The sequence below is a fragment of the Candidatus Methanoplasma cognatum genome, assembly GCA_009777615.1.
GTDB classification, from domain to species: Archaea; Thermoplasmatota; Thermoplasmata; order Methanomassiliicoccales; family Methanomethylophilaceae; genus Methanoplasma; species Methanoplasma cognatum.
The window spans coordinates 1-22068 of record WRLM01000006.1 but is presented as its reverse complement, the minus strand read 5'-3'; the positions used below and the strand labels follow the sequence as shown (position 1 = coordinate 22068).

At 51.2% G+C, this 22068-nt stretch carries 11 protein-coding genes; 7 read left to right on the top strand and 4 right to left on the bottom strand.

What is annotated here, in order from left to right; translation table 11 throughout:
* Positions 1-38: 38 nt before the first annotated feature.
* From FWG96_06810 to hdrB, 6 genes are all read left to right on the top strand, one after another.
* Complete coding sequence (locus FWG96_06810; protein MCL2032956.1) at positions 39-1169, top strand: radical SAM protein; 1131 nt, start codon at positions 39-41, stop codon at positions 1167-1169.
* Positions 1170-1339: 170 nt separating this feature from the next.
* Entirely contained in the window at positions 1340-2566 is a 1227-nt protein-coding gene (locus FWG96_06805; GenBank protein ID MCL2032955.1) for a radical SAM protein, read from the top strand.
* 82 nt (positions 2567-2648) lie between these two features.
* Positions 2649-3239 carry a hypothetical protein gene (locus tag FWG96_06800; protein MCL2032954.1) on the top strand — a complete coding sequence of 197 codons (591 nt, stop codon included), beginning with the start codon at positions 2649-2651 and terminating at the stop codon, positions 3237-3239.
* Between the two features lie 518 nt (positions 3240-3757).
* Entirely contained in the window at positions 3758-4561 is an 804-nt protein-coding gene (locus FWG96_06795) for a LysR family transcriptional regulator (GenBank protein ID MCL2032953.1), read from the top strand.
* Between the two features lie 153 nt (positions 4562-4714).
* Positions 4715-5146, top strand: coding sequence for a CoB--CoM heterodisulfide reductase subunit C (hdrC, locus tag FWG96_06790; GenBank protein ID MCL2032952.1), 432 nt, complete (start codon positions 4715-4717; stop codon positions 5144-5146).
* A gap of 4 nt (positions 5147-5150) precedes the next feature.
* A complete protein-coding gene (gene hdrB / locus FWG96_06785) occupies positions 5151-5996 on the top strand; it encodes a CoB--CoM heterodisulfide reductase subunit B (GenBank protein ID MCL2032951.1) in 846 nt (281 codons plus the stop codon).
* Positions 5997-6039: 43 nt separating this feature from the next.
* Here the strand turns inward: hdrB and FWG96_06780 are convergent, their stop codons facing one another.
* The 4 genes from FWG96_06780 to FWG96_06765 all read right to left on the bottom strand — a co-directional run bounded on the left by FWG96_06780 (position 6040) and on the right by FWG96_06765 (position 11168).
* Positions 6040-6909: an EamA family transporter gene (locus FWG96_06780; protein ID MCL2032950.1), complete on the bottom strand. Its 870-nt coding sequence runs from the start codon at positions 6907-6909 to the stop codon at positions 6040-6042.
* A 160-nt stretch (positions 6910-7069) separates the two neighbouring features.
* Complete coding sequence (locus FWG96_06775; GenBank protein ID MCL2032949.1) at positions 7070-8914, bottom strand: ABC transporter ATP-binding protein/permease; 1845 nt, start codon at positions 8912-8914, stop codon at positions 7070-7072.
* The gene (locus tag FWG96_06770) at positions 8911-10674 is read right to left on the bottom strand and encodes an ABC transporter ATP-binding protein/permease (protein MCL2032948.1); all 1764 of its coding nucleotides are present in this window, start codon (positions 10672-10674) and stop codon (positions 8911-8913) included. Before FWG96_06770 ends, FWG96_06775 begins: the two co-directional genes overlap by 4 nt.
* Positions 10675-10796: 122 nt before the next feature.
* Positions 10797-11168, bottom strand: a complete 372-nt coding sequence (locus FWG96_06765) for a MarR family transcriptional regulator (protein MCL2032947.1) — start codon at positions 11166-11168, stop codon at positions 10797-10799.
* Between the two features lie 752 nt (positions 11169-11920).
* Here FWG96_06765 and FWG96_06760 point away from each other — a divergent pair.
* Positions 11921-22068 (top strand): glycoside hydrolase family 99-like domain-containing protein (locus FWG96_06760; GenBank protein MCL2032946.1); only part of this gene is annotated, 10148 nt, incomplete at its 3' end.

Here is a 22068-nt window from a genome sequence, read left to right as displayed (position 1 = left end):
CTGAAAAGAATAATAGAATAGTATTAATATATACACATATGGTTGCTGAGAAAAATGCCGTTATGAGTGTCACGCTTATACCAACGTATTTCTGTAACATGAGGTGTAAATATTGTTATCGCTCTGAGACAGGATTTGATAAAAAAATTATGAGCGACGATACGCTGGAAAAGGTTTTCAGAATGGTCATTCCAGAGTATTCCAAGGTTCAGTTTTTATGGCACGGGGGTGAGCCATTGATTGTTGGCCTTGATTTTTATAAAAAGGCGATAAGTTTACAAAAACAATACGCTACCATTAATAATACAGAAGTGAGAAACAACGTGCAAACAAATTGTACACTCGTTACGCCAGAATTTGCAAAATTTCTCCATGAAAACAATTTCGGATGCGGGACCTCGTTCGATGGTCGCAACCATGACTACTTAAGAGGAAACAAAGACGATTTTTTGAAAGGTTACCGAGAACTGTTATCACACGGGATGTCTGTTGGCGCAATTTCAGTTGTTTCTGGAGTCAATGTTGATAGACTTATCGAAACTTATGAATCATTCAAAGAAGAAGGAATACAGAACTTACAGCTAAATCCCCTTGTCGAAGAAGGGTTTGCGAAAAAAAATGAGGTTCTAAAGCTTGATATAAAAAAGTATACTGAAAAAATGATTGATTTCTTTGAATATTGGATAAGTGATAAAGATGGCATATCTGTGGAACCGTTTTTTAGCAATATCCGAACGATAAAAGAAAATAAAGACACATCATGTTCAAACACATCATGTCATGGTAAATGGATGTGTGTGGATCCCTCTGGAGAGTTAGAACTGTGCAATATGTGTTATGAGGATTCTTTTTACTATGGAAATATCCATAATTTTAGCACAATCGATGAAGTGTTTAACTCAGACGGCTTCAAGAAAATGTTAGTTTATTCCAAGTGTCAAGGAGAAAAATGTATTGGAAGTTGTGAGTTGTATAAATATTGTCAAGGTGGGCGTATCAATGGAGAGTTACGGAATAGGAAGACCGATGATGGCGTCTCCTTTACATGTTATATAAACAAAAAACTATTGGGCCACATTATTAGAAAAGTAAATGACTTTTACTATGCTATGGATGATCATATGGACCTTAACCCTTTTTTTAAACAAGCAATGGGATTAACAAAATGACCAGAAACAAAAGCGCTGCACGCTCTTTCTCCCTTTTGCTCAGGCTATCGGGCATCAAATTTTTTTGTTAAAGAAGGCGAAATTTACAAAAAGACTCAGAGTTAAGATTTTATTTAATAACTATTATTGGATTGTTAATGAGAGTGTACCACCCATCAAAATATAATATCTTGTCAAAGGATGAAGTTGGCACGATTATTTTTAACTCGAAAACAGGGGCAATGGCGATATTTGATCCTGTGGAGACTTTACTTCTAAGTAAAGAAAGTGTGGTTCTAGACGAAGAGTCTGACATTGTAAAAATGGGGTTTTTTACGACAGACAAATACGAATCATGGATTGATCAACAAGACCTAAGAGACGTTCGTTATTCTGACACAAGCTATTGGATACACATAACTAATTCTTGTAATGCGAATTGTGACTATTGTTATGCCGCCAACACTGTTGGCATGGCAGAAATGTCAGGAGCAACCGTTGATAAAATAATAAACTTTATAATATCTCACCGTAAGGACAACACTCATCTAACATTTTCTGGTGGCGAGCCGCTTCTTCGACCAGATATCATAAGCAAAATATGCAAATCAATTTCGGACGAAAAAATGGAATATGACTCAGCAATAGTCACCAATGGCTCCTTACTTACAAAAGAGATAATAGATAAGTTTAGTAAATGGAGTGTGAAAAGTGTTCAAGTTCCGTTGGATGGTTATGGTGCCCTTCACACAAAAATAAAAAAATTCGACTCGCCAGAAATAAGTTTTGAAAGCATAATAAAAAATGCTAAAAGTGTAATAGATTCCGGTTTAAAAGTGACTTTTAGGCTAAATATAGGGAAGAGTAATGTCAACTCCATTTTAGACCTAATAGATTATATCGGGCGTAATTTTTCAAAAGAAGATGTGTCGATTCGGCCCGCCTTGTTATTTAGCACAGAATGTTATGAACAAGGCCCGGAAATAGATAACTCACACAACCTTTTGGAAGTAGTAAAAAAAATTGACGAAACAGGGTTTAGTGGAGATAAAGAATACTTTAATCTAACTCCAAAGCCCGCATATTGTAGGTTTATGTGTGATAAAAACAGTTTTATTTTTTATACAGATGGAACTATTACAAAATGTCCAATCCTCGTTGGTATAAAGGAAAAGGTGGTTGGCAGTATAGATCCCCTTGAAATAAACAGTAAAATGATTATGGATTGGTCAGAACCAATCATTGATTTGAGGTGTAATTCATGCTCACTGTTACCGATTTGTGGAGGGGGATGCAAGGCCAAATATGATAGAGAGCACGAGTCAGCAAGATGTCACACTTACAAGGACATAATACAAGATATTTTGAAAATTATTGCAAAAAATAAAATCAAAGAGCAAGATTTAAAGACACGTTAAAGAATTTTTTCTATCTACAAGTTTACCCAAAACAGTTCAAAAAAATAAATAATTTTATTAATATATAGTGAAGTAATGAAGCGTGGACATTCTATCTTTTATCAATGATGCGATTGGTTCATCAGGATATATTGCTTTAATTGTAATGTTATTTGGAATGTGGATATCGTGGAAAAATTCCAGATCCCCCAGATATAAAACAAGATTTTTTAGATGCCCCGATGTGAATGATGAGGAAAAGGAAAATTTATTAGTGGGCATAGAGGTCATAGGCAAACTCACTGTCAATAGTGCCATACAAGGACTATATTTTAATTATGGCGATGTCACAGCAGAGAAAATGAAAGTCGGTCTCCCTCCGAGGGAAACAGAAAAAAGCCTAATAGAAAGAATCAACCCCGGGGGGGTGCTGAACTATAATTTGGGAGGCATGCATAACAACTTCACTGCAGAATTTGCTACATGTTGTAATGAAACGGACATCGCTCTGTATTTTTTAAGAATATCCGCCGAGAACACCTCTTTGTGGAGAGCAAAAGTTACAATTACAAAAATAGAAGAGAGGCCCCATGTGGTCATAGATATTTATAGCCATAAAGGAAAACAAAAAAAATTATTAAATGATTATTATGATACTCTGCCGCGTTATGAGTTGAACATGTGGACTAAATAATTATTATATCAACACCGCGCATCACTATTGGATAGTGTGCAACGTATTATCGCCTGGAATTTTTTATTGCAACGATGTACATGTGTTTGGTGCAAAACCTTGACTGCAGTTAGACTCTCTCCTTTCAGGTCTGAAAGAGGTGCATGTGTTTGGTGCAAAAGGCTCACATAGTGGATCGTTGGTATTCGCGCCCCACTTCAAGTAGTCTGGACCAAAAATCAACCGCATGGCCACACATGGTTTTAATACTATTTTAACTCTTGCTCATAAAAATTATGTTTCTTAATTCTGGTGTCCCAAAATATCGTTTTGTTCGCACCGTGGAGGTGTCCTTTGCGTTTATATCCAGGACAATGGCTTTGAATGACTTGGCATTAGGGCTTTGGCATGTTTCTGGACGATAGATGAGTGAGATCATGCAAAGAGAGAGTCCCATGGTGTTGTGGATGAAGTTTTATGGGATTCCTGAATATGGCCCGAAGAATAAAACTTATCCGCATGGTCTGAGATAACGTTGCGTGGAGATATCCGTAAGGACAGAGCAGATGATCAACGGCCGTCTGGTGACCAACCGCCAGCTGGAGACCTTGGCTGCCGTTGCCAGGACAGGGAGCAAGACGGCCGCCGCCAAGGCGCTGGGCATATCGGTCCCGGTCGTTCACAGATACATTTCGGCGATCGAGGAAGCGGCAGGCTCGCCTATAACGATCTCCACGCCGGCCGGGACAAAGCTGAATGACGACGGCAGGCTGATACTGGAGACCTATGTCACCACCGAGCTCAGATGTTCGGACGATCATAATTTCACTATCTGCTGCAGTCCGGTCACGGAGGACCTGATGATGTCCGTCCTTTCCGCTTTGAAGATGACGGACGTCGAACTCGTCATATCTGACGACAAGCATAACATCAGGATGATGAAGGAGAACCTCGCGGATTTCGCCGTCATAGACGATCCCTTGTATCTGTTCGACGCGGACGAGTTCGACGGCACGGAGATAGGCTACATGGGGATGGTGTTCGTCGATAACGGGACATCGTTCATAAGATACAGATACGGCGCCCAGAGGGTAGCTTTCATGTTCCTTGACACAATGGACAGGAAATACAGTATCGAATCGGAGACATTCTCCCTCCCGGAGCTTCTGGGTTCTAAGAAGAGTTACTTCGTCGACGAGTTCCTTTTGCTGAGGAAAGGGATCAAAATGAAAAGCGCGGTGGATCCGAAGGTCCTGAGACATTCCATCACCGCGATCTATCGGAAAGAAGATAAAATGATAAACAAGCTTGTAAAGGCGCTTCAGACCAGAAATATCCGGTAATAACTATTGCTGTTTGAGGTAATACTGTGCGCACAGGTCTCTTTGTTTTATATACCATAAGGAAGGTGTGCGTCTTAGGTGATTATTACGGAGATAAGACCAAACCCAGAATTTGAGAAGCGGGTCGCAGACCTGGGGGGCGCAGACGTAAAAATGTGCTTCCAGTGCGGAACCTGCACAGCAAGCTGCCCCTCCGGAAGGCGCACTTCTTACAGGGTCAGGAAACTCATGAGGCAGACGCAGCTCAGCCTCAAAGATGAGATACTCGGCAGCGAGGAGCTTTGGGACTGCACCACATGCTACACATGCGTGGAGAGGTGCCCCCGCGCCGTTCCGATAGTGGATGTCGTCGTTGCGCTCAGGAACATGGCGGTAGCAGAAGGCCATATCTACGAGAACCACAAAAAGACCGCAGCGAACCTCTACAAAATAGGGCACACGGTCTCGGTCAACGCCGACATAGCGAAGCTGAGAGAGGAGCTGGGCCTCGCAAAGACCCCCCCGACCGTACTGGCGAACAAGAAAGCGATGGAAGACCTTGTGACGCTAATGAACGCAACAGGGTTCAACAAGATAGTGGAGTGATCGTATGGCAAAATACGCATTCTTCCTGGGCTGCATAGCGCCTCTGAGATACCCCGGACTGGAGAAGTCCACAAGGGTCGTCTGTGAGAAGCTCGGCATCGAACTCGTCGATCTTGAGGACGCCGGCTGCTGTCCGGCGCCCGGTGTGATAAAATCGTTCAGCAGGGACACCTGGATCGCCTCGGCGGCGAGGAACCTCGCGCTGGCGGAGAAGCAGGGGCTGCCGATAATCACGATCTGCAACGGATGTTACGGATCGCTCTTCGAGGCGGCTCACGAGCTCAACAATCATCCGGAAGTGCTCGCAAAAGCGAACAAGTTCCTTAAGGAGATCGGAATGGAGTACAAAGGAACGACAAAGGTCTACCACTTCGCCGAGGTGCTGTACAAAGAGATAGGCGTCGACGCGATAAAGGCAAAGGTGACCAACCCCGTAAGCTACAAGATAGCGACTTTCTACGGATGCCACTTCCTGAAACCCAGCGACATAAAGCAGCTTGAGGACTCGGAGGCCCCCCGCATACTCGACGACCTTGTCGAGGCGACGGGAGCAGCGAGCGTCCCCAGAAAGCAGAAGACCCTCTGCTGCGGCGCCGGCGGAGGCGTCAGAGCGGCATTCGGGGACGTCGCAAAGGAATTCACCAGAACGAACCTGGAGAACATGAAGGAGTCGGGCGCGCAGTTCATCGTCGACGTGTGCCCGTTCTGCCATCTCCAGTTCGATTCAAGCCAGAAGGACCTCGGGTTCAACATCCCGGTCATACACCTCTCGCAGCTTTTCGGCATAGCGATGGGAATGGACGAGAAGGAACTGGGTCTCTCGGCGCACATGGTACCCGTTAAACTCTGATCATAAACAGGGGGCGTAAGCCCCCCTTAACACTTTTAAATTGTCAAAGAAGAAGAACCAGCGTGCCTGCGGTGAGCAGGACCAGGCCGAACAAGGCGCGTTTAGACAGCCGTTCCCTCAGTATCAGGAATGCGAATATGACGGTGATAACAATACTCAGTTTGTCGATGGGGACCACGACGCTCGCGGGACCGTTCTGTAACGCATTATAAAAGCAAAGCCAGGAGAGTCCCGTCGCTACGCCGGAAAGGATGATGAAGTTCCAGTTCTTCCTGCCAATGCTTCTGATATCTTTGTGTTTCTTCTGGATAAGTACGATGATCCAGGCCATCAGAAGGACCACGATGGTCCTTATCGCTGTCCCGAGGTTCGACTCGACGCCCTCTATCCCTACCTTTCCCAGTATCGATGTCAAGGCGGCGAACAATGCGGCCAAGCATGCAAAGATGATCCAGGACCTCCTGTCCGCCGTTGATTCGTTGTCCTCTCCAGTCCTCTGTATCATGAGGAATGTTCCAAGGATCATCAGGACCATTCCTAACAACGTACCGGCGGAGACCCCTTCCCCTAGGAAGATGAACGCCAAGACCATCGTAAGGACCGTGCTGCTCTTATCAACTGGGGAGACCTTGCTCACCTGCCCGATCTGCACCGCACGGAAATAACAGAGCCAAGACGCACCGGTGGCCAATCCGGACAGTATCAGGAAGGTCAGGGTGTATGTGCTGATGTCCGAGATCGTGTTCTGGGAACCCACGACGAGAACGACCATCCAGGCGAATCCGAGGACCACTATGGTCCTCAGAGCTGTGGCCAGGTTGGAATCCACTCCCCTGAGACCTATCTTTGCCAGTATCGACGTCAGGCCGGCGAATAAAGCGGAAGCGAATGCGAAGATGATCCAATATTCCATAAGGGGCTCCGGGATGTTGATAATAGGTATGGCAAATAGATTAAAAGACGTGACCTCGGTCTTTGTTTGGGAATGTTAAGGATGACTACTAGAATACTGCATCCGCTAAGGAGGACGTAAAGACCATCTTCGTCGGCGCAATATCATGCAGGAGGCCCGATCATGCAGTTTCGAATTGACTGTTGTACAGTTCGGCATAGAATCCGCGCTGTGCCAGCAACTCGTTGTGATCGCCGCTCTCTACGATGTCCCCGTCCCTCAGCACTAGGATCAAGTCGGCGTTCTTGATAGTCGACAGCCTGTGTGCGATGATGAATGAGGTCCGGTCCTTCATCAGTATGTCCATGGCATCCTGCACGATGCGCTCGGTACGTGTGTCCACCGAACTGGTCGCTTCATCCAGTATCAGCAGCCGCGAGTCCTTGATGATAGCGCGAGCTATAGTAAGCAGCTGTTTCTGGCCCTCGGAGAGGTTCGCCGAGTCGCTTAGCATAGTGTCATATCCTTCCGGCAGGGTCTGTACGAAATGATGCAGCCCTACGGTCTTGCAGGCGGCGATCACGTCGTCGTCTGAGACGCCCGGCTTTGAGTAGATTATGTTCTCCTTTATGGTGCCCTCATACAACCAAGTGTCCTGCAGCACCATACAGAACTGCTCATGCACATTCTCGCGCGGGATCTCGTTGATAGGCACGCCGTCAAGCAATATCTCGCCGCCGTCAAGTTCGTAGAACCTCATCAGCAGGTTGACCAAAGTGGTCTTGCCCGCACCGGTCGGACCGACGATCGCGATCTTCTGTCCCGGCTTTACCTTTGCTGAGAAATCATTGATGACGATCTTGTCCTGAGTATATCCGAACCTGACGTTCCTGAATTCCACGCTGCCCTTTGCCCGGTCGAGGAGCTTCGGCTTCTTGCTTTCGTCCTCCATTTCTTTTTCCTCCAGGAACTCGAAGACCCGCTCGCTCGCGGCGGCGGTCCTCTGGAGATTGGTGGTGACCTGCGCGAACTGCGATAGCGGCTGCGTGAAAAATCTCACATAAAGCATGAATGCGGCTATCACGCCGAATGAGATGACTCCGTCCATTGTCAGCACGGCTCCGACGATGCAGACAGCTACATACCCGAAGTTGCCGACGAAGAGCATCAGCGGCATCATTATCCCTGAGAAAAACATAGATTTCCACCCGCTTATGTACAGTCTGCCGTTTATCTCTTCAAACTTCCCTTTGAACTCTCTGCCGCCGTTGTAAACTTTCACGATGCTGTGTCCTGTGTATGTTTCTTCCACATGGCCGTTGATCTCGCCTAGCCCGGCCTGTTGCGCAACGAAGAACTTCTGGGACTTCTTGACGATGGCCGCCATCATCGCAAAACCGAGCAAGCTGGCGCCAACAGCGGTAAGCGCCATCATCCAGTTCGTCCAGAACATCATTATCAGTGCGACGACCAGCGTCGATGCCGCAGAGACGAGTGTGGGCACGCTCTGGTTAAGTGTCTGTCCGATGGTGTCGACATCGTTAGTTGTGCGGCTCAGGACATCGCCGTAGCTTGTTTTGTTGAAGTAGCTGAAAGGCAGACGGTTGATCTTGCCCGATATGTCCGAGCGCATGCTCTTGCAGATCTTCTGAGTGACGGTCGCCATGATCCAATACAACAGGAAATTTAGCACTGCGGCGACGGCATAGAAGCTGACTAGCGTGATGCAGATCATGACCACGAGGTCCATGTTGATACCACTCAGCATTCCCCCCAGCCCCGGGACGCCGTTAGTTATCTCGTCCGTAAGCCTCCTTATCCAGTCGGGGCTAATCGTCTGCAGGACCGCCGCCGCTACTGCCATCGCTAGAGCGACCGTGACCAGAGGGAGGAATGCACTGCTGTACCTGATAAGCTTCCCCCAGGTCTTTTTGAAATCCTTCGGCTTCTCGCCGGGACCCATGCCCATAGGGCCGCCCATGGGACCTCTTCTTGGAGGTTGTCTGCGCGGTTCGTAGTCGCTCATATCGCCAGCTCCTTCTCGCTCAGCTGTGACATAGCAATCTCCCTGTATACTCTGCAGGTGTTGAGGAGCTCCTTGTGCTTCCCGATTCCCACGATCTCTCCTTCGTCCAGGACCACGATCTTGTCAGCGTCCATTATGGTGCCGATGCGCTGGGCCACGATCATGCTCGTGACCCCCTGCGTCTCCTTCTTGAGGGCGGTCCTCAGAGCCCTGTCTGTCTTGTAGTCAAGCGCGGAGAAGCTGTCGTCGAAGATGTATATCTCTGGTTTCCGACACACTGCCCGCGCGATGGAAAGGCGTTGCTTCTGGCCGCCTGACACGTTCGCGCCGCCGCGGGCGATCTCCCCCTCGTATGCACCTTTCATATTCTCGACGAAATCCGCACCCTGAGCGATCCTCACCGCTTTCCTTATGTCATCATTGGTCGCCTGCCCGCCTTCGCCCTCGCCGAATGCTACGTTCGACGAGACTGTCCCGCTGAAAAGGATGCTCTTCTGGGGCACATAGCCTATCTTGTTATACAGCGATTCCAACTTATATTCGCGCACGTTCACTCCGTCCACCAGGACAGACCCCTCCGTTGCGTCATAGAACCTTGGAATGAGGTTTATGAGCGTGCTTTTTCCGCTTCCGGTGGAGCCTATGAATGCGACCGTCTCGCCCTGCCCTGCAGAGAAACTGATGTCTTTCAGGACGTAATCGGAATCGCCTGGGTACTTGAAGCTCACGTTCCTGAACTCTACCTCGCCCGCCCGCCCGCTGCCGGACCCGGTCACCGTCCCGTCTTTTATGGACAGCTCTGTGTCGAGGACCTCGGCGATACGTTTTGCGGACACCTGCGCACGCGGCAACATTATGAATAGCATCATTATCATCATGACCGCCATCATTACCATCATTGCGTAGGTCGTGAAGACGATCATGTCCGAGAACACAATCAGCGTCTCTTCCATGCTTCCGGCGCTATTGACCAGGATCGCACCGATCCAGTAGATAGACAGCATCAGAGTGTTCATTATGACGCCTATCAGCGGCATCAGCGTCGCCATCGCGCGGGTGGTGTACAGCTGGGTGGCGGTCAGTTCCTCATTAGCCTTCTCGAACTTCCTCTTTTGGTAATCCTCCGCATTGTACGCCCGGACGACAGGGAGGCCTGTGAGGTTCTCTCTCGTCACCTTGTTGATATTGTCGATGAATATCTGCATCATCCTGAATTTTGGGATTACTTTTATTATGACGACGATAAACATCACAGCGATCAAGGCCATCGCGACGCCTGTTGCAGAGGTCCATTCGTAGCCTCTGTCTGAGATCTTGACAAGCGTCCACACTGCGAGTATAGGTGCTTTAATTATAATCTGCAGCCCCATTATGAAGATCATCTGTACCTGTGTCACATCGTTCGTCGAGCGGGTGATGAGGCTCCCGATAGAGAACTTGTTGATCTCCGACATGGAAAATGATCCCACTTTATCGAACTGCAGGCTCCTTAGCCGTTGTGCGAACGACGAGCCGACCCTGGCGGCAATGAAGCCCACCACTATTGCGGTCGCGAGGCTCCCCAGCGAGCACAGGAGCATATACTTCCCGTTGAACCATATGTCGTCCATTGTGCTGCCTGGGTTTCCTATGAGCTGGGTTATTGTTCTCATATACTCCGGCAGCTTCAGGTCGAGCCAGACCTGGACCACTATGAAAGCTACGATGACTCCGATCAGCGCCCACTCTTTCGGCCTGAGATATCTGAGAATGTTTGTCATGCTATTACCTTGCGTCGTTCTGTGTTGCTATTTATTGTTATATTGATTCGTCCGATGTTCAGCGATGGGAGAAAATTCGTTGTGATATCGCAGCATCTTAAACACAGGTCGAACGGCGGCACTCAAGGCCGGGGCTTTGAAAGCACCTCCGTGAGCTTACCGGTGATACGAACCAGTTCCTTCGCATCCTCTTCTCCGATCTGCATAAGGACGTTCGTCAATTTTTCAAGTAGTTTCTTATGCCATTCTTCCACATGGTCTCTGCCCTTCGGCGTCAGTTTGACGATTATCTTCCGCCTGTCGCCGACGTCGATCTCGCGTGTGATGAGACCTTTGTCCTCAAGGCTGTTCAGAGCAGTGGCGACGCGGGCCGAGCTGATGCCCATTTCGTCGCTTATCTGACTGGGAACGGTCCTGCCTTGATTTTCGTTGATGCAGTGGAGAATGAAAGCCTCGCTTCCGATGCCCTCCTGGACACGCTTCTGTCTGCTCACTATCTGAACCGTCCGCATGTTCTGTATGAACTCTTTCGCAAGATCACTATAGTCCGTCCCTCACACCCCCTTATTTAGCTAACGGCATTAGCAATTTACTATATAAGTTATTTTGTATAGGACATTCTTTTAGGATTAAAAATACGGACAGAGGCCATTGGATCGTAATGGTAACAGAAGCAAATGCGGGCATGGCTAATGGCGGGGTAAACAGACACAGGGTTCTTTTGAGTCATTTTCTTAAATGCGATTCCAGACAGCGTCTTCAATGAGAACCTTCTCAAAGCTACTGGATTATCATACTAAATCAATAGGGAATAAAGATAATGCTAACGCCGTCCGCATCGCAGACATGCTGTTCCAGAACCCCCATCTGATTGTGCAGGGGTGAAGTATGAATTGGGCGTTTCCCACCGATCGCGAACTCCTTTTCCGGAGAGCAGCGGAGCCGAAAAGCGACCGGAGAGGTCACCGGAAGAGTAAGGAACAGAGCGCATGCCGCAGGTATACCGGGGGATGAATGAGCGCAAAGGGCGATAAAGGAAGACTTTGTTTTTTTATGCGGCGAGATGTCAACAGGATATGATTATTCTGTCAAAATTTCTCTATTGATTGTGTTGAAATTTTTCATACTGGATATGTATGGAATTGACTAAAAGTGAGCCGTTTATATATTATATAATTAGATATAGAGTACTGAAAAAATCCGTGTTCTCGTTTGTGACAAAACGGAGATATACAGGGGGGTTTAAATGAAAAAAATAACTCGATCCAAGCTTATACTGGCAACAGTGCTGATATCAGCGCTGCTGTTCATTGGAGGGATCGTCCATCAGTCTCAAACGAATGATGCGGCGGTCGTTGACGACGATGTCATGCTCGGCATGTACTATTTTGGGAAGTGGACCGCTGAACCCGATCCCATAGCCCTGAATGTCTTGGGACTACACACATGGGATAAGATCAAGCCGTACAGCCCGGACAGAGAACCGTTAGCGGGCTGGTATGAGTCCCGCGATGTGGGGGCGATGGAGCAGCACATCGAATGGATGGCTGATTATGGAATAGACTTCATGTCAATGGCCTGGTATTGGATACCGGGCGTCAATCCGGACATAATCAACCCCGCAGTCCGCGCTTACCTCGAAGCGGAAAATCGGGACCTTGTTTCTTACTCTCTGCTTTGGTGCAACCACGAAAGTTTCCCGTCGCCGACATCGATCGACGAATGGAATGAAATGATCGATTATTGGATCGATGAACACTTTAGCAATCCAGAATATCTGCAGATAGACAACAAACCTGTAATGTACATCTTTTCGGACGGGGGCGGTACGACCGCTGAGCCAGCCGGCCTCAGAGAGCAGGCCCAAGCCATTGGTATAACGGCCGCCGAAATGCTTGATCATGCACGGGACAGGGCGAAGGAACGTGGGCTGGACGGCATATACTTTGTGATGTGTGTCGAGCCGTATTCGTATTGGTTTGACTTCACCGTATCCGCAGGGGCCGACGCCATTACGGCTTATTTCAACCACCGCGGCGTGGAAGGCACCCCTTACACCAATGTTGCCAACCCCGGCGCGGAAAATTATGAGGAGCTCAGCGAAGCTTACGTCATTCAATGGGAATGGATCTTAAAGACCTACCCCAACATGACCTATTTTGTACCGATGACAGCAGGCTGGGAGAGGATCCCGTCCTGGGGAGGACTCGGAGGTGCGGAAACAGCTAAGATCTGTACGCCGACGCCGGATGAGTTTGAATCGCACCTGCGCGACGGATACGCCGCAATAGTCAACAACTACGACCAAACGAAAGGCATCGGAATGCTGCACTGCTGGAACGAGTTCGGAGAAGGGACTATCATCGAGCCGACCGTAAAGAACGGCTTTGAGTTCCTGGAGCGTATTCAGGATGTCTTCAGGAGCGGGCAGGAGATCTCCGCCACCTATACTATCAACTATGAAATGTATTACGGAACGCCCCCTGTCGCCTCCCAGACGAAAGGTTACAACGAACAGATCACTCTGGACCAGACGCAGCCTGTCCGCAGCGGTCTGCTCTTCATGGGCTGGGGCTACGACGGAGGGACCGCTGTGTACCAGCCCGGTGATCTATTTATCGAGAACAGGAACAGGACCCTCTATGCGGTGTGGCATGCCAAGATCAGCTTTGATGCCAACGGCGGCGAAGGCGCCCCCGACTACATAACAAGGCCGTATGTTTCTGCGCCGACCATACTTCCGTCGGAGATCCCGACGCGTTCAGGACACGTATTCTTGGGCTGGTCCGAAGATCCCAATGCGGCAGCGCCGACCTATCAGCAAGGCGGAGACTACACTAAACTCATCACCGTGCCGGTCATGCTGTATGCCGTCTGGGAGGAAATAAGAGGCGCGGAGTATCCCCCCAACGCCGATGACGTGATCATGCTAAACGCCATAGTGAGCGAATCGCCGGCAGAGATCCGGCTGGAATGGCTCAGCAAAGGGCCGTATAATCTCAGCCGCTATGATGTCTACCGAAAGAGCAAAGATGCGGCAGCCTGGGGACAGCCGATCGCTATTCTGAGTAGCAGTGCGACCTATTATGTGGATACGAACGTAACCGTCGGCCAGATCTATGAGTACTGTGTCAACAGCAGCACCAGCTTCTATGACGCAGGTTACATCACCGCCGGCATAAAAGTACCGGCCGTGGAATACCGCGGCAAGGTCGTTCTGCTGGTGGAGGCCGAACAGGCGGCGGCGCTGAGCGCTGAACTTGAAACTCTTAAGAACGATCTGATCGGCGACGGCTGGACAGTGTTGCGCCACGATGTGTCGAGGAACGCGACGCCGGAATCGGCGAAGGCCTTGGTGCTGGCGGATTATAATGCGGACCAGGCCAACGTCAAAGCGGTGTTCTTATTTGGCCATATACCTGTGTTCAGAACAGGCAATTTCGCCCCGGACGGACATGCGGCCCGCGCATTGCCGGGGGACTCTTATTATGGGACCATGACTGCATCCTGGGACCTGTCTCCTGGGAGGATCCCCGGGACAGTGCAGCTGCAGGTGGGACGGGTGGATTTCGACAATATGCCCGCCTTCTCAAAGAGCGCCACGGAACTGCTGCGGCAGTATCTGAACAAAGACCATCAGTACAGGATCGGTCAGATGACCACGACCAAGGACGCTTTGGTCGCGAACGGGTTTGCGGGGACCATGAACAGCGTCTCCGATAACGCCTATAAGCTTTTCCCGACGTTATGGGGGCCGGATGCGCAGATAGATGACGGATCATGGTCGTTGTATCTGTCTCAGAACACATACACATGGGGGCACATCGCCGGATACGGCAACTACACTAACGTCGGCGCCGCTGGCGGTACGCTTTATACGAGCACCATCGCCAACTCACAGAACTTCGGCATGATCTTTGCTCAGTCCTTCGGCAGTTATTTCTTGGACTTTGACACAGAGAACAACCTTCTGCGCGCATTCCTCGCCACGCCGGATTACGGACTCACAAATTCCTGGGTCGGCCGGCCGGCTTGGTACTTCCACCACATGGGATTGGGAGAGACCATCGGCTACAGCACCAGGATGACACAGAACAATACAGGAGGAGTCTCCTCGCCGCTGTCCGGTTATCCGTACGTCGGCATAACTGGTAACTATGCCCACATAAACCTGATGGGAGACCCCACCTTACGGATGTACCCGGTACTGCCGGCGGCGGATCTCCAGACTAACTACGCCCCGAACGGAATGCATCTTCAATGGACCGCTTCTGCGGACAATGATGTCACAGACTACTACGTATACGGTGCGTCAAACAAGGACGGGCCGTATACGCGGCTTGCCATCGTACAGGGAACCGACTGGACCCATACAAATCCAGGAGGCACGCAGTATTATATGGTTCGCGCTTCCGAACTCACCACAACCGGAAGCGGAAGCTTCTATAACCTTAGCCAAGGCGTGATAGCGGAAGCGGCCTCCACATACACAGTGTCCGGCAAGGTGTCCGTTGACGGAACCACAAACGGCCTCAGCGGAGTGACGATTACCTGCACGGGAGCTCTGGAGGCGTCATATATCACAGCCGCCGACGGCACGTATGCCATAACAGCGAATGCAGGATCCACAGTTGTGATAACCGGCATCACCAAGGCGGAATACGTCAGGGCATCTGGGACAATACCTTCGGCATCATATACGACAGTAGCATCCAATGTTGACTTCACCATGAAGCCTGAACAAGTGTATCCCCCCAACGCCGACAATGTGGTTATGCTGAGCGCCGTAGTGAGCGAATCGCCGGCAACGATCCGGCTGGAATGGCCCAGCAAAGTGCCGTATAACCTCGATCGCTATGATGTCTACCGAAAAAGCAAAGACTCGAATGCCTGGGAACCTATCGCTTCTCTTAGCATTGACGCAACCTATTATGTGGATACGAACGTGACCGTTGGCCAGATCTATGAATACTGTGTCACCGGCAGCGGCAGTTTCTATGACGCAGGCTACGTCTGCGCCGGCATAAATGTACCGGCTGTGGAATACCGCGGCGCGGTCGTTCTGCTGGTGGAGGCCGAACAGGCGGCGGCGCTGAGCGCTGAACTTGAAACTCTTAAGAACGATCTGATCGGCGACGGCTGGACAGTGCTGCGCCACGATGTGTCGAGGAACGCGACGCCGGAATCGGCGAAGGCCTTGGTGCTGGCGGATTATAATGCGGACCCGGCCAATGTCAAAGCGGTGTTCCTATTTGGCCATGTACCGATCTTCAAATCAGGCAGTCTAGGACCGGACGGACATAGCTTCCGCTCATTCCCGGCGGATACGTATTACGGGACCATGACCGCATCCTGGGACCTGTCTCCCTCAAGGATCCCCGGGACAGTGCAGCTGCAGGTGGGAAGGGTAGATTTCGATAATATGCCCGCTTTCTCAAAGAGCGACACGGAACTGCTGCGGCAGTATCTGAACAAAGACCATCAGTACAGGATCGGTCAGATGACCACGACCAAGGATGCTCTTGTCGCGAACGGATTCGCTGGGTCTACGAACAGCGTCTCCAATAATGCCTACAGGCTTTTCCCCGCATTATGGGGGCCAGGCGCGCAGATAGATGACGGATCGTGGTCGTCGTATCTGTCTCAGAACACATACACATGGGCGCACATCGCCGGAGGGGGCAGCTACACGAGCGTCGGCGCCACCGGCGGTTCGCTTACTACGAGTACCATCGCCAACTCACAGAATTTTGGCATAATCTTTGCCCAGACCTTCGGCAGTTACTTCGTGGAGTGGGACACGCAGAACAACCTTCTGCGCGCATTCCTCGCCACACCTGATTACGGGCTTACCAACGCCTGGGTCGGAAGGCCGTCCTGGTACTTCCACCACATGGGATTGGGAGAGACCATCGGTTACAGCGCCAGGCTGACACAGAACAACACAGGAGGAGTCTTCCCCTTTACCATAACAGGTTATCCTTACGCCGGCATAAACGGTAACTTCGTTCACATAAACCTGATGGGGGACCCCACTCTGCGGATGTACCCGGTACTGCCGGCAACAGATCTGCAGGCCAGCGGCACGATGAACGGAATGTATCTGCAGTGGACAGCATCTGCTGACAGCGGGGTCGCCGACTACTACGTGTACGGCGCGTCGAACGAGGATGGACCCTACACGCGGCTCGCCATCGTACAGGGAACCGACTGGACCCATACAAATCCAGGAGGCACGCAGTATTATATGGTCCGCGCTTCCGAACTTACCGTAACGGGAAGCGGAAGCTTCTATAATCTGAGCCAAGGCGTGATAGCGGAAGCGGCCTCCACATACACAGTGTCCGGCAAGGTGACCCTTGACGGAACTTCCGCGGGCATAAGCGACGTAGCCATCTACTGCACCGGAGCCCAGGAGGCCTCATACGTCACGGCAGCGGACGGCACATACACCATAACGGCGAATGCCGGCTCGACCGTAACAATAACAGGGGTTTCTAAGCTTTACCACACCCGGATCTCAGGAACGGTACCAGCGTCGTACACAACAGATGCGTCCGACGTCAACTTCACCATGAGACATGACACATTCACGGTATCCGGCAGGGTGTCCCTCAGCGGAACTTCCGTCGGTCTCAGCGGAGTGACCATATATTGCACCGGAGCCCTGGCAGAATCATATATGAATGCCGCCGATGGAACATACACCATAACGGCGAATGTCGGGCAAACGGTCATTATAACCGGTGTCGTCAGGGCGAATTATCTGGTGGTATCCGGATCAATACCCTCGGCGCCTTACACAGCGTCGGTGTCCAATATCAATTTCGCCTTGAATGATACTATTTCTGTATTGGCGTTAAGCGCCCAGGTAAGTGAATCTCCTGCAACGATCCGGGTGGAGTGGCCCGGCAAGGTGCCGTATGATCTTGGCCGCTATGATGTCTACCGGAAAGACAAGGACGCAATGGAGTGGGGACCGCCGATCGCTACTCTTAGCAGCGATGCAACCTTTTATGTGGATACGAACGTAACCGTCGGCCAGATATACGAATACTGTGTCAACGGCAGCAACATCTTCAGCGATGCGGGTTACATCAGTACCGGCATAAAAATACCGGCCGTGGAATACCGCGGCAAGGTCGTACTGCTTGTAGAGGCCGAACAGGCGGCAGCGCTGAGCGCTGAGATCGAGACCCTTAAGAATGACCTGATCGGCGATGGCTGGGGAGTACTGCGCCATGATGTATCAAGGAACGCGACGCCGGAATCGGCGCGGGCCTTGGTGCAGGCGGATTACAATGCGGACCCAGCTAATGTCAAAGCTGTGTTCTTATTGGGTCATATACCTGTTCTCAGAACCGCCAATTTCGCACCCGACGGACATGACCCCCGCCCGTTACCGTCGGACTTGTATTATGGGGCTGTAGCTGCGCCTTGGGATTCATCCAATTCGACCATCCGGGAAGTGCAGCTGCAAGTCGGAAGGGTGGATTTCAACAATATGCCCGCTTTCTCAAAGGATGCCACGGAGCTGTTGCGGCAGTATCTGAACAAAGACCATCAGTACAGGATCGGTCAGATGACCACGACCAAGGACGCTTTGATCTCGGATGGGTTTGCGGGGACCGTGAACAGCGTCTCAGATAATGCCTACAGGCTTTTCCCAACATTATGGGGACCGGGTGCAAGAATAGACGCCGGATCGTGGTCGCAACACCTCTCGCAGAACACATACACATGGGCGCATATTGCCGGAGGCGGCACTTACACGAGCGTAGGCGCCATTGGCGGTACGCTTACAACGAGCACCATTGCATCCTCGCAGAACTTCGGCATAATCTTCGCCCAGGTCCTTGGCAGTTACTTTGTGGACTTTGACAGACAGGACAATCTTCTGCGCGCATTCATCGCCACATCGGATTATGGACTCGCCAGCGCCTGGGTCGGACGGCCGGATTGGTACTTCCATCATATGGCGCTGGGGGAAACTATCGGTTACAGCGTCATGCTGACGCAGAACAATTACGGAATAATCACCGGAACATCCCCATACGGCAGCCCCAACACACCCTATATTAGTAATGTTAGCAATGCCCACATAAATCTCATAGGGGACCCAACGCTGCATATGTATCCCGTACTGCCCGCTACAGACCTGCAAGCAAGCGGCACAACGAACGGAACGCATCTGCAGTGGACCGCTTCTGCGGACAGCGCGATCACAGATTACTACATATACGGCGCGACGAACAAGGACGGGCCCTATACGCGGCTTGCTATCGTACAGGGAACAGATTGGACCCATGCGGATCCCGGAAGCACACGGTATTATATGGTCCGCGCCTCCCAGCTCACCACGACCGGAAGCGGAAGCTTCTATAATCTGAGCCAAGGCATGATCGCGGAAACGGTCTATCCCTTTGGCACATACACGGTATCCGGCAGGGTGACACTTGAGGGAACTTCCGCCGGTGTTAGCGAAGCGACGATCTCCTGCACAGGAGCCCTGGCTGGGTCATATATCACTGCCGCTGACGGCACATACACCATAACGGCTAGTGCCGGCTCGACCGTCGTGATAACAGGCGTTTCAAAGAACTACTACACCATGGTCACTGGAACGATACCTGCGTCGTACACAACAGATGCGTCCGGCGTCAACTTCACCATGAGTCATAATACCTTCACGGTATCCGGCAAGGTGACCATCAACGGAACTTCCGCCGGTATCGGCGGAGCGACCATAACCTGCGCCGGAGCTTTGATGACCTCATACACCACCGCCGCCGACGGCACATACACCATAACGGCGAATGCCGGGTCAATGGTTGTTATAACCAGCGTTTCCTTGGCTTACCATGTCCTGGTATCGGGAACGGTACCGTCGGCGTCTTACAGAACAAATGCGTCCGACGTAAACTTCACAGTTGAGCAGGCAAGTTATGGTTATGTCAACGTGGACGGAAGTCCGGGCACCCATGGCGCGCTGATGGTAGATCAGGCTTATTTTGACCTCATGTTCTTTTCATCATCGCGCTATGAAATGAATGGTTCCGATGCGGCGGCTACGGGAGGATGGTACTACTTGGCCGAGGATGCTCTGATCGCCGGTACGCTGTTCATCACAGGCGACGTCAGCATCATCATAGCCGACGGCTGCACACTGACGGTGACCGGCAGTGTCAACATAGGCTCAATCCGCACCTTTGCGGTGTATTCCGAGCATCTGCCGCCCGTCCCCTCCATAGGGAAGGTCAGCAGCGGAAATCAGACCGTTCTCGGCAGCGGAAGTAAGCTCATCAACACCGCCCACATCGTCACTAATGCTGGCAACGGCATCATTTTACAATATACTGGTGAGATAATCAATGGGGTCACCGGCACCTTACAAAGTATGGGAGGCCCCGTCATCTTCCTCACCTCCACCAGCGGCGGCAAGATCACCAACTACGGCAATATTGCCAGCGGCGGATATGATGCAATGTCTGTCGGGGCCGGCGCAGAGATCAATAACTACGGAACGATAACGGGAAGCAACGGCATATCCCTCACAGGCAACGGCAGCAGCACAATAATGAACTGGGGCACAATAAGCGGCAACGTCGCAATTGCTATTGACTCCGGCAACGTCGCCATCGAAAACAAGAGCGGCGGATACATCGGTGTCGGCAATATTACGTATGGTATCTCTGCCATAGGGGGCAGCCTTCAGCTTACCAACGAAGGCACGATCTCCGGTGCAGGCAACGGCGTGTATGTAGCACAAAGCAGCAGTGCCACGATACATAACTATGGTATGATCCGAGTATACTCTTCTCCATACCAGTCGTATGCCAATTACGGCATCATTCATACGAGCTCCGTTCCCTGCAACATAACCAATTACGCCGGAGGCGGGATCGAAGGATACCGCGGCGGCATAAACATCGCCAGCGGTGCGATAACCAACAACGGCACGGTCACCGGCACGCAGACCAACGGTACGCAGACCAACGGTTACGGCGCCGGCATCCTTGCCGGTAATGGAGAGGTAACCATCACTAACGGCGCCGGCGGCGAGATCCAAGGGAAGACATACGGCATTTATGCCAGCGCAGCCTCATCTTCCTCATTCGCCGTCAGCAACTCCGGCACTATCGAAGGCGAGGCCGCGGACGGCATTTACACCACACGCCGTGTCACCATCACCAACGAAGAAGGGGCAGAGATCAAGGGCGGCGGGAACGGCATCCTCACCGGCACCTTATCCGCGACCTTCAATAACTACGGTCTGATCACCGGCAACGTCACCCTTGACGATACCACCAATACGGTTCAATTCGGCGCCGGCAGCCAGATCATCGGCAACTTTACGATAGGCATGGGCAGATCCTCGTTCGGATTCACGGGCACATTGGATCAGTCGTTTACCTATTCCACCGTCACCGGCAATGCCTTTGTCGGCGACGGGAACACAATGGTCGCCTTCGATGACACCGCATTACCAAGCACCTACGCGGGCGAGACCATAATCTTGATCGGCGGAGGAACGGTGAGCGGCGCGTCGCAGAACGATACATATGTGGGCGGAACACACACATACAATATTCTGATAAAGAACAACCAGTTCATCGCGCAGATCGCCGCCTACGGAATAGAGGTTGTCCCAGGCTCCTGGGACTTCGGAACAGCGAACGTAGGTTACGGCTCCATATCCGCTAATGCGATGTCGGTAAATAACGTCGGCAACCTGCCGACCGGCGATCTTTCGATAACCCCGGTCAGCGGAAGCACGTCGTCCTTCACGCTGTCGTCGACTTCGATAGGCAGTATCCCGGACGGCGGCAGCGGCGGCTTCACCGTCAAACCGAACGACGGTCTCCCCGTAGGCACATACACAGCTGTGTTCGCGGTGGGTCCGGCGGCCGGCAACACAAACTCCGTCTCCCCGGTGACCTTCACCGTGACCTTCACCGTCAACCAGGATGCCTTCACGGTATCCGGCAAGGTGTCCATAGACGGAACTTCCGTCGGCCTCAGCGGAGTGACCATCACCTGCACCGGAGCCCTTGCGGCTTCATACACCACGGCGGCGGACGGCACATACACCATAACGGCGAATGCCGGATCGGCGGTCGTAATAACCGGCGTTTCCATGACCGACTACATCCTGATGTCGGGAACGGTGCCGTCGGCTTCGTACACTGCATCGGCGTCCGACGTCAACTTCACCATGCGGGTCGCGGAATCAGGCTACACCTATGTCGATGTGGACGGAACCTTGAAAACACACGCGAGTGTGACAAGGATCAATCAGAGCTATTTCTCCACCATGGACGGCAATCTGACAGGCTACAACACGGTCGATGGCTGGTATTTCGTGGAAGACGACATAGTCCTCGATCATCTCAC